Source organism: Macrococcus sp. CoH-51_TC_04, from assembly GCF_058188655.1.
In genome coordinates, this window is record NZ_JBVGOY010000057.1 from 1 (window position 1) to 281 (window position 281).

Below are 281 nucleotides of genomic sequence, written 5' to 3' on the forward strand. Positions count from 1 at the left end.
GTCTGAAACAGGTTCTCGAAAAGAGCGATATACCGTTCAAGTTCAAGAAGCATTTCCCGACACAGGAATTTAGCAGGCCTATCAAATTCACGGGCACCCTCAAGGACTACCAGCCAGCAGCCGTTGACGCGATCCTGAAAAAGAAGCGTGGTGTCCTCAAAGCCCCGCCCCGGAGCGGTAAGACCGTGATGGGGGCCGCAGCTGTATGCCGCTTGGGTAAGAGGACGATCATCATGGCGTCGCAGCGTGAATGGATTCTCGGCTTCCAAGAGACATTTATC

1 pseudogene is annotated in these 281 nt (G+C 53.7%); it reads left to right on the forward strand.

Annotation, left to right across the window (positions count from 1 at the left end):
• Window positions 1-281: pseudogene (locus tag ACZ2V4_RS11760) on the forward strand (hypothetical protein); the annotation flags it as partial.